At 69.4% G+C, this 10190-nt stretch carries 9 protein-coding genes; all 9 read left to right on the forward strand.

Going from position 1 to position 10190, the window contains the following annotated elements:
- Window positions 1-2653, forward strand: a 2653-nt coding sequence (gene infB / locus FL344_RS26570) for a translation initiation factor IF-2 (protein WP_141620488.1), incomplete at its 5' end; no start/stop codon positions are given.
- A gap of 117 nt (window positions 2654-2770) precedes the next feature.
- On the forward strand, window positions 2771-3379 hold the full coding sequence (locus FL344_RS26575; protein ID WP_141620489.1) for a DUF503 domain-containing protein: 609 nt from the start codon (window positions 2771-2773) through the stop codon (window positions 3377-3379).
- Window positions 3376-3735 carry a 30S ribosome-binding factor RbfA gene (gene rbfA / locus FL344_RS26580; RefSeq protein ID WP_011552154.1) on the forward strand — a complete coding sequence of 120 codons (360 nt, stop codon included), beginning with the start codon at window positions 3376-3378 and terminating at the stop codon, window positions 3733-3735. Before FL344_RS26575 ends, rbfA begins: the two co-directional genes overlap by 4 nt.
- 32 nt (window positions 3736-3767) lie before the next feature.
- On the forward strand, window positions 3768-4637 hold the full coding sequence (gene truB, locus FL344_RS26585) for a tRNA pseudouridine(55) synthase TruB (protein ID WP_141256319.1): 870 nt from the start codon (window positions 3768-3770) through the stop codon (window positions 4635-4637).
- A 209-nt stretch (window positions 4638-4846) separates the two neighbouring features.
- A complete protein-coding gene (gene rpsO, locus FL344_RS26590; RefSeq protein ID WP_011552156.1) occupies window positions 4847-5116 on the forward strand; it encodes a 30S ribosomal protein S15 in 270 nt (89 codons plus the stop codon).
- 384 nt (window positions 5117-5500) lie between these two features.
- Window positions 5501-7669, forward strand: a complete 2169-nt coding sequence (gene pnp / locus FL344_RS26595) for a polyribonucleotide nucleotidyltransferase (protein ID WP_141620490.1) — start codon at window positions 5501-5503, stop codon at window positions 7667-7669.
- Between the two features lie 163 nt (window positions 7670-7832).
- A complete protein-coding gene (locus FL344_RS26600) occupies window positions 7833-8630 on the forward strand; it encodes a hypothetical protein (RefSeq protein ID WP_141593250.1) in 798 nt (265 codons plus the stop codon).
- Window positions 8631-8636: 6 nt separating this feature from the next.
- Entirely contained in the window at window positions 8637-9647 is a 1011-nt protein-coding gene (locus tag FL344_RS26605) for a M23 family metallopeptidase (protein WP_194863264.1), read from the forward strand.
- 68 nt (window positions 9648-9715) lie between these two features.
- Window positions 9716-10171 (forward strand): dUTP diphosphatase, encoded by a 456-nt coding sequence (gene dut, locus FL344_RS26610; protein ID WP_090492018.1) that lies wholly within the window; start codon window positions 9716-9718, stop codon window positions 10169-10171.
- Window positions 10172-10190: the final 19 nt, after the last annotated feature.

Below are 10190 nucleotides of genomic sequence, written 5' to 3' on the forward strand. Positions count from 1 at the left end.
GGCCCCGGTGGAGGCTCCCCGCGCTGCCGTGCCGGCTCCCGCCGCCGCGCAGCCTCGTCCCTCTGTTCAGGAGAGCACCACCTTGCCCCAACCCCCCCCACGCTCACCGGTACCGCCGGCAGTCCGGACGCCTTCGAGCACTTCTTCGTCCGCGACCGTCGTCTCCCGGGGCCCTGCGCCTGGCTACCAGCAGCGTGGTGGACCCGGTGGTGGTCGCCCCGGTGGTCCGGGTGGCCCGGGTGGTCGTCCCGGTGGTCCGGGCGGCCCGGGTGGTCGTCCGGGTGGTCCGGGTGGCCCCGGTGGTCGTCCTGGTGGTCCGGGCGGCCCGGGTGGTCGTCCCGGTGGTCCGGGTGGTCGTCCGTCCTACCAGGGACCGGGCTCGTATCAGGGCGCCGGCCGTCCCGGTCAGGGACCGGTGCGTCCGACCTCGGCGCCCGGCACGGGTGTGCAGGCCTCGGCCTCTGCCTCTCCGACGCCGCAGGGCCCCACCATCATGGTCGGCGGCGTGCCGCACGCCCAGGTGTCGCCCACGGGCTCAGCCCGTCCCACGGCGACCCAGGCCGTCGTCATCTCGCGCCCGCTCATCCAGGTGCGCCGCGTGACGCCCACGGCCGGTCAGGCCAAGCAGTACCCCATGGCGCCGGGCCGCACGGGCATCCCCGAGCGGCGTGAGTACAAGGTGGTCCCGGACCATCTGGGCCGTGGCCGCGAACTGGTGGACGTCTCCAAGAACAAGGAGCGTGGCCAGCGCAAGCGCACCAGCGGTGATACGCAGAGCGTGTCCAAGCAGGAACTGACGGACATGGTCTGGGGCCGCGTCACCATCCCCATCCGTGGCAAGAAGCGCAAGCCCACGAAGAAGGGCGCCAAGACGCAGATCACCCAGATGGCCGAGGAGAAGAAGGTCATCAAGCTGCAGGAGGGCATCTCCGTGTCCGACCTGGGCCAGCGCATGGGTGTGCGCAGCGCCGAGCTCATCAAGAAGCTGATGGGCCTGGGGAAGATGGCCACCGCGAACCAGCTGGTGGACGCGGACACGGCGGAGATGATCGCCGGCGACTACGGCTGGAAGATCGACCGCGTGGGCTTCGAGGTGGAGGACTACCTGCCCGAGGTGGAGGCCCGTCCCGAGGACGAGCGTCCCCGTCCGCCGGTCGTCGCCATCATGGGCCACGTCGACCACGGCAAGACGAGCCTCCTGGACGCCATCCGGAAGGCCAGCGTCGCGCAGGGCGAGGCGGGTGGCATCACCCAGCACATCGGCGCGTACAGCATCACCACCGCGCGCGGTGACGTGACGTTCCTCGACACGCCGGGCCACGAGGCCTTCACGTCCATGCGCGCCCGCGGCGCCGACGTGACGGACATCGTGGTGCTGGTGGTGGCCTCGGACGACGGCGTGATGCCCCAGACGGTGGAGGCCATCAAGCACGCGAAGGCGGCGGAGGTGCCCATCGTCGTCGCCATCAACAAGATGGACCTGCCGACCGCGAACCTGGACCGCGTGAAGAAGGACCTGGCCACCCACGAGCTCGTGCCGGAAGAGTGGGGCGGGGAGACCATCATGGTGCCCGTCTCCGCGAAGACGAAGGAGAACCTGGAGCTCCTGCTGGAGAACTTGGCCCTCCAGGCCGAGGTGCTCGAGCTGACCTCCAACCCGAGCCGTCCGTCGGTGGGCGCCATCATCGAGGCCAAGCTGGACCGCGGCCGTGGCCCCGTCGCCACGGTGCTGGTGCAGGAAGGCACGCTGAAGTTGGGTGACGCCGTCGTCACCGGCTCGCACTACGGCCGCGTCCGCGCGATGACGAACAGCCGCGGCGAGCAGGTGAAGGAAGTGAAGCCGGGCTACTGCGCCGAGGTCGTCGGTCTGTCCGGCGTGCCGGGCGCGGGTGACGCCATCAACGTGGTGGCGGACGAGAAGGCTGCCAAGCAGATCGCCGAGCACCGCAACATGAAGGAGCGGCAGACCGAGCTGTCCAAGGTCAGCCGCGAGTCCCTGGAGCAGCTGTTCGCCAAGACGAAGGCGGGCGGTGGTCCCAAGGAGCTGCGCGTCGTCATCAAGGCGGACGTGCAGGGCTCGGCCGAGGCCGTCAAGCAGGCGGTCCAGAAGCTCTCCACCCACAAGGTCAAGGTGGAGGTGGTCCACTCCGGTGTGGGTGCCATCACCGAGGGCGACGTGATGCGGGCGGCGGCCTCCAAGGGCGTCGTGCTGGGCTTCAACGTCAACCCGGAGTCCGGGGCGGAGGCCGCGGCCAAGGCCCAGGAAGTGGTGCTCAAGAGCTACTCCATCATCTACGAGCTCATCGACGGGGTTCGTACGGAGATGGAGGGCCTGCTGGAGCCCATCCGCACCGAGCGCAAGCTGGGCCGTGCGGAGGTGCGCAACACCTTCAACGTGCCGCGTCTGGGCACCATCGCCGGTGCGGCGGTGCTGGATGGCGTCATGAAGCGCGGCGCCTTCGTCCGCCTCATGCGCGAGAACAAGCAGCTGTTCTCCGGGAAGATGGCGTCGCTGCGGCGCTTCAAGGACGACGTCAAGGAAGTCGCTCAGGGCTTCGAGTGCGGTATCGGCATCGAGAGCTTCAACGACCTCAAGCCCGGTGACATCATCGAGGCGTACGAGATCGAAGAGACTCGGCAGAGCCTCACCTAGTTGCAGGAGAGCCCCGGCGCCTCCCTGAAACCCTGGGAAGACCCCATCTTCCCAGGGTGCTGATGCCCGGGTTGCCACCGCCTTCGGGCGTGGCCACCCGTGGCAAGGGGGACATTCATGTTCGTAGGTGTCGCACGCCTCACCCTGCAGATTCCGGACAGTGGCTCGCTGAAGTCCAAGCGGCAGGTGCTCCGCCGGGTGACGGACCGGCTCAAGGCCCGCTTCAACGTGGCGGTGGCCGAGGTCGAGGACCAGGATCTCTGGCAGAAGGCGTCACTGGCGCTCGCCGTGGTGGGTAACGAGCGACGCCACGTGGACGAGCAACTGGAGAAAATCATCCACTCCGTCGAGGAGATGTACGTCGCCCCGCTGTTGTCGCGGGAGACGGAAATCCTCGGCTTCGGGGACCAGCTCTTCGCGAGTGGCCAAGCGGCCTCGCGAGGTTCTTTCTCGGCGCAGGCCGTGGATGAGGACGCGGAGGATTTGGACCTTTCCCCGGAGCAGGCGGCGGCGCATTCGGAGGCCGCCATTGCCCGCTTCCTGCGCGGCGAGCGCGGCTCGCTCGCGGAGGCGGAGGGGTTGGGAGAGTGGGAAAGCCGCCATGAAGGTGGCATGGATGGCGGCACAGGCCGCCCGTCTCCGTCGAGCGGTGGACGGATGACGTTCGACGAGGCGCGGGCTCGGGCCCGTTCCCTGCGCAACCCGCGAGACTGGGAGAAGAAATGACGACGCATTCCCGACCGGAGCGCGTGGGGCAGGAAATCCAGGCGGCCATCGGTGACTTGCTCACCCGGGGCATGCTGAGGGATCCGCGCATCGGCTACATCACGATTACAGGCGTGAAGGTCTCCCCGGACCTTCGTGTGGCCCGTGTCTTCTATTCGATGATGGGCAACGAGCAGGAGCGAGCGGACACGCAGAAGGGCCTGGAAGCCGCCAAGGGCTTCGTGCGCCGCGAGGTGACGTCCGCCGTCAACCTGCGCGTGTCGCCGGAAATCTTCTTCTCCTTCGACGAATCGGTGGGCGAAGGTGACAAGATTGACCGGCTGCTGCGCGAAGTCCGCAACAAGGAAGGCTGGTAGGTCCAGCTCCGGGCCTCCACGATTGGCGAGCCATGGACGGCGTCCTCGTCATTGACAAGCCCACCGGTCCCACGTCGTTCGACGTGGTCCGCCAGGTGCGTTCGCTGCTTCGCCTGAAGAAGGTGGGCCACACGGGGACGCTGGACCCGCTGGCCACTGGAGTGCTGCCGCTCTGCCTGGGGGAAGCCACCAAGGTCGCGGGCTTCATCACCGAGGGCGACAAGGCCTACGACGCCACGGTGCGCCTGGGCTCGGAGACGGACACCCTGGACGCGGAAGGGCAGGTGACGGCGCAGGCGCCCGTACCCGCCCTGACGCCCGCGCTGATTGAATCAGCGTTGGCGCGCTTCCGGGGCACTTTCGACCAGGTCCCCCCCATGTATTCGGCCGTCAAGGTGGGCGGGAAGCGGCTCTACGAGCTGGCCCGTGCGGGCGAGGAAGTGGAGCGCGCCGCCCGCCAGGTGACGGTGTACGAACTGGTGCTGCGGGACTTCTCCGCCGAGCGCCTGCAACTGTCGGTGCGCTGCTCCAAGGGCTTCTTCGTGCGCACCCTGGCCCAGGACGTGGGCCGGGCGCTGGGGTGTGGTGCCCACCTGGAGGCACTGCGGCGCACCGCCAGCGGCCCCTTCACCCTGGCGCAGGCGCTGCCGCTGGCGGACGTGCCGGAGCTGCTGAAGGAGGGCGCGCTGGCCAGCCGGCTGATGACCATGTCGCATGCGCTGGTGGAGCTGCCGGAGGTCCGGGTGGGCGCCGCCGATGCCAAGCGCGTCTCCCACGGTGTCCCGGTGGAGGTTCCCGCCGGGAAGGTGGGACGGGTGCGCGTCATGGGCCCGGACGACGCGCTGCTGGCGGTGGCCGAAGTGGCCGGTGGCCGCCTGCGCTATCTGCGCGTCCTGGTGTAACGCCGGGATTTTTCGTGGGGTTGTGGCTGTACCTCTTCTCGCGGTCCCGGACTTTCCGGGGCTGGCGGGCAGGCGTCGAAGGTTGACCCCACGGGGGGTGAAGCTTATAAGCCCCCCGCTCGTCAGAAGGATGCACCCGGTCTGTACCCCTCCGCGGACCGTGGTGACGCGAGCAGCAACCTCCACCGGAGCGGGCAAGGAAGAGTCTCATGTCGCTGCACCAGGAGCGTAAGTCGGAGCTGGTGTCGAAGTTCCGGACCCACGAGTCGGACACGGGTTCCCCCGAGGTCCAGGTGGCGCTGCTGTCCGAGCGCATCACCATGCTCACCGAGCACTTCAAGACGCACAAGAAGGACCACCACTCCCGCCGCGGTCTGCTGAAGCTGGTCGGTCAGCGCCGCCGCCTGCTGGACTACCTGAAGTCCAAGGACGTCGCGCGGTACAAGAAGCTCATCGACGGCCTCGGCATCCGCAAGTAGGCAGTTGAGCAGGACCCGGGGCGCTGGCGGAATCCAGCGCCCCGCGCGTTTAGGACATAGGCCGTAATGCAGTGACGTGAAGCAGTCGAAGCGCGGTGGGTGGAGGCGGGCAAGGGAGTGGTGGCTGCGGAGGTTTTGGTTTCCGTTCGGATGGGCTGACCGCGGTCGGCCCCTGCGACCAGGGATCAAAAGTTCCGAGACATCCCTCCGGCGCTCCGCAAGCGCCCTCCGCAGTACATGCTGGCGGTTGCCTCAACTGGCGCCTGTTCCAGGCCCTGGTGACCGCTCAAACACCCCGAGGGCCCTCCCGGGGTGCCGGGTCCATTTCTCGGACCGGGTGCGCGCGGTGGGGTCTTCGCCCCTGAAGGATCCAGAGGCACGGACATGTTGAAGAAGAGCGTCAAGATTGGCGAGAGCGAGCTGAGCATCGAAGTGGGCCGTCTGGCGAAGCAGGCCGACGGTTCCGTGGTGGTCCGCTATGGCGACACCATGCTGCTGGTGACGGCGGTGAGCGCCCGGGAGAAGAAGGACGTCGACTTCCTCCCCCTGACGGTGGAGTACCAGGAGAAGCTGTATTCGGCCGGCCGCATCCCCGGCAGCTACTTCAAGCGCGAGGGCCGCCTCACGGAGAAGGAGACGCTGGCCAGCCGCCTGGTCGACCGCTCCTGCCGCCCGCTGTTCCCGGAGGGCTACGCGTACGAGACGCAGATCATCGCCAGCGTCATCTCCTCCGACCCGGAGAACGAGGGTGACATCCACGGCATCACCGGCGCCTCCGCGGCGCTGTGGGTGTCGGACATCCCGTTCGACGGCCCCATCGCCGGCATCCGCGTGGGCCGCGTCGGCGGTCAGCTGGTGGCCAACCCCACCGCGAAGCAGCGCGAGCAGAGCGACCTGGACCTGGTCATGGCGGTGAGCCGCAAGGCCATCGTCATGGTGGAAGGTGGCGCGGAGGAGGTCTCCGAGGCCGACATGGTCGCGGCGCTCGACTTCGGCTTCAAGACGGCGCAGCCCGCGCTGGACCTGCAGGACGAGCTGCGGCGCGAGCTGAACAAGCAGGTTCGCTCCTTCGAGAAGCCCGCCGCCGTGGACGAGGGCCTGCGCGCCAAGGTGCGCGAGCTGGCCATGGACGGCATCAAGGCGGGCTACGGCATCAAGGAGAAGGGCGCGCGTTACGAGGCGCTCGGCAAGACGAAGAAGGAGACGCTCGCCAAGCTCAAGGAGCAGCTGGGCGACGGCTACACCTCCCTGGTGGAGAAGCACGCCAAGTCGGTGGTGGAGGACCTGAAGTACGAGCACATGCGCGAGATGACGGTCAACGGTGGCCGCATCGGCGACCGTGGCCACGACGTGGTCCGTCCGATTACGTGCGAGGTGGGCGTGCTCCCGCGCACCCACGGCAGCGCCGTCTTCACGCGCGGCGAGACGCAGGCGCTCGTGGTCACCACGCTGGGCACCAGCGATGACGAGCAGCGCCTGGAGATGCTGGGCGGCATGGCCTTCAAGCGCTTCATGCTGCACTACAACTTCCCGCCGTTCAGCGTGAACGAGACGAAGCCGCTGCGTGGCCCGGGCCGCCGTGAAGTCGGCCACGGCGCGCTGGCGGAGCGCGCGCTGCGCAACATGGTGCCGAAGAGCGAGTCCTTCCCGTACACGGTGCGCCTGGTGTCGGACATCCTGGAGTCCAACGGCTCCTCGTCCATGGCCTCCGTCTGCGGCGGCACGCTGGCGCTGATGGACGCGGGTGTTCCGCTCAAGGCCCCGGTGGCGGGTATCGCCATGGGTCTGGTGAAGGAGGGCGACAAGATTGCCATCCTCTCCGACATCCTCGGTGACGAGGACCACCTGGGCGACATGGACTTCAAGGTGTGCGGCACCTCGAAGGGCATCACGTCCATCCAGATGGACATCAAGATCACCGGCCTCACGACGGAGATCATGAGCCGCGCGCTGGAGCAGGCGCGTCAGGGCCGCCTCCACATCCTGGGTGAGATGCTCAAGACGCTGGCCGAGTCCCGCAAGGAGATCAGCCAGTACGCGCCGCGTATCACCACCATCCAGATTCGTCCCGAGTTCATCAAGAACGTCATCGGGCCGGGCGGCAAGGTCATCAAGGACATCATCGCCCGCACGGGTGCCGCGATTAACATCGAGGACTCGGGCCGCGTGGACATCGCCAGCGCGAACGGCGAGGCCGTGAAGGCCGCCATCGCGATGATTCAGGCGCTGACCCGCGAGGCGGAGATCGGGAAGATCTACACGGGCACGGTCCGCAAGATTGCCGAGTTCGGCGCCTTCGTGGAGCTGTTCCCGGGCACCGACGGCCTCATCCACATCTCCGAGCTGTCCGACAAGCGCGTCAAGAGCGTCTCCGACGTGCTGAACGAGGGCGACGAGGTGTTGGTGAAGGTCGTCAGCATCGACAAGACGGGCAAGATTCGCCTGTCGCGCAAGGAGGCCATGGCGGAGCGCGCCGCGCAGCAGGGCGCCGCCGTCGGTGAGGCCGCCGCGCAGCCGGCGCCCGCGCCCACGCAGCCTGACGCCAAGGCCTGATTCGCGCCCGAAAGCCCGGGCTCCTTCATTGAGAGCCCGGCGCTCATGACGCCCCCTTCCGCCACCGCGCGGGAGGGGGTGTTTTCGTTTCGGGCCGGGGTGGCTTAGACACTTCCGGGCGGGCCGTGCGTTGAGGTGCGAGCCCCATCCGCACGGAGGCTGTTTGCCACCTCGACCACCGCCTGCGTCGTCGTCCACGCCCTTCCTGGCGGACGTCTCCCGTTTCCTGGGGGCCTTCCGCTGGGCGTTCATGCCGCTGGGCCTGGTCGCGCTGGTGGCCGTGGGGGTGCACTCGGCGGCGGACACGCTGGATGAACGGTTGCTGGCGCTGGTGGACCGGGTGGACGCGGGTTTCGACGCGCTCGTGGGCCGATATGAGCTGACGGCGCCCCTGGTGGAGTGGGTGTCGCTGGAGCAGCGCACCCGGATTGCGCGCTTCCTCGCGCTCGCATGGGAGCTGGCCGCGGACGTGGTGCTGGCGCTGCCCGCGCTGGGCTACCGGGAGTCCGCCGCACCGGTTCCGGCAGAGGCATGGCGCGTGGTGCTGGAGCCCCAGAAGGCCGCGCGTCCGACGTGGCGTCAGCTGTGGTCGCGGTGCCTGCGCAAGCCCACGCCCATGCGGTGGCTGCGGCCTCTGGCGACGGCGGCCGTGGTGCTGGCGGGCGCGTGCGCGGTGGCCAGGCTCATCCAGGGCTCGGTGTACCTCTCCTGGCGTGAGCTCTTCGGGGACGGTGCCGCGGACGTGGCGGCGCGGGCACTGGCGGTGGCCTCGCTGGTGGGCGTCCTGGTTTCGCTCGGGTGGCGCGCGGTGCTGCGCAACCTGCAACACGCGGACGCGGTGTGTGAGGAAGCCGGAGGCAGAGCGGCCTTGCGGCGCGGACTGCTGGGTTGCGCGGTGGTGGTGCCGCTGGCCGTGGCGGCGGTGGTGGATGCGACGCCCGTGCTGTCCTTCTTCCGATAGGTGCCCATGTTCCCGCGCCAGGCGAAAGGACTGCTGGACTTCTTCATGGCGACGCTGTGCTTGTGGGCGGCGTACCACCACACGCCGGCGGGCGCGCTGGTGCGCAAGGCCACGGCATGGGCCACGGGGACGCGCAGCAGCGCGCGGCCCTTGCTCGCGTACTACGACGGCGTCAGTGGCACCTCGCTGTCACCGCCATTGATGGCTCCCGACGTGCCTCTGTCCCGGGCCCTCACGGACGCGGAGGCCCTGGCCTGGGGAACCCACCTGGCGCTCAAGGGCGCCCAGGTGCGAGCCCGCCAGCCCGCGCTGGAGCTGGCCGCGGAACTGGGCGTCCCCGCAGCGTCGCTGTTGGATCCGCAGACGGGGCCGGCGGCCGCGCGCACCCTGCACACCGCGCTGTCCAAGGACTTTCCAGGAGAGGAGGCCCGGCTCACGGCGCTCTTCGCGGGCCGCGTCCCCGCGCGCTATGCGCTGGAGCGGGTGGAGGCGGAGGGTGGGGCGCCCACGCTGGAGCGCCTGTCGGGTCAGCTCCCGCCGGGCTTCGAGGACGCGTCCGTGGGCGCCGCGCAGGCCCTGGCGCTGGCCACCGCCTTCGGGCTCGCGTGGCCCGTGCATGAGAGCGCGCGTGTAACGAGTCCCTTCGGCGAGCGCTTCCACCCGGTGCTGGGGCGCCGGAAGATGCACACCGGTGTGGACCTGGGCGTGCCGGTGGGGACGCACGTGGTGGCGGTGGCGGATGGCGTCGTCCGGCGTGCCAGCGAGGACGCCGTGAATGGCCGCGTGCTCGTGGTGGACCACGGGCGGGGCGTCACGACGGCGTACTGTCACAACTCGGAGCTGCTGGTGAAGGTGGGACAGCGCGTGAGCCGGGGAGAACGGGTGGCGCACTCGGGCAACACGGGGCGCTCCACCGGTCCCCACCTGCACTACCAGTTGGAACTGGCGGCGCGGCCCATGGACCCGCTGAAGTTCCGCACCGCCTTGCGGCCCGTGGCGAAGGACCCCGCGCCCTGAGGGGCCGACGCGCGAGGTTGTCACGCCGCCGTGGCACGAAGCGGCGGCAGCTGTGTTAGTCCCAGCGCATGTCTTCCCCCCTCACGGTGAAGGTGCGCCGCGTGCGCACCCATGCGGAGCCCCTGCCACTTCCCCGCTACGAAACGGCACAGGCCGCGGGCCTGGACCTGCGCGCGGACATCGACGGGGAGCGGGTGCTGGGGCCCCTGGAGCGGCTGGCGGTGCCCACTGGGCTCGCGCTCGCGCTACCCCCTGGGTACGAAGGGCAGGTGCGCCCGCGCTCGGGCCTGGCGCTGCGGCATGGCGTCACGCTCCTCAACTCGCCGGGGACGGTGGACGCGGACTACCGGGGGGAGGTGCAGGTCATCCTCATCAACCTCTCCCATGAGCCCTTCACCCTGCGCCGGGGCGACCGTGTGGCCCAGCTGGTGGTGGCCGCCGTGCCGCCGGTCTCCCTCCAGGAGGTGGAGCTACTGGAGGAAACCTCCCGGGGTGGAAATGGCTTCGGGTCCACGGGACGCTAGTTGCTGACTTCCTCGCTCG

Origin of the sequence: Myxococcus sp. AB036A (assembly GCF_006547355.1) — a bacterium.
In the GTDB taxonomy this organism is placed as follows: domain Bacteria; phylum Myxococcota; class Myxococcia; order Myxococcales; family Myxococcaceae; genus Myxococcus; species Myxococcus virescens.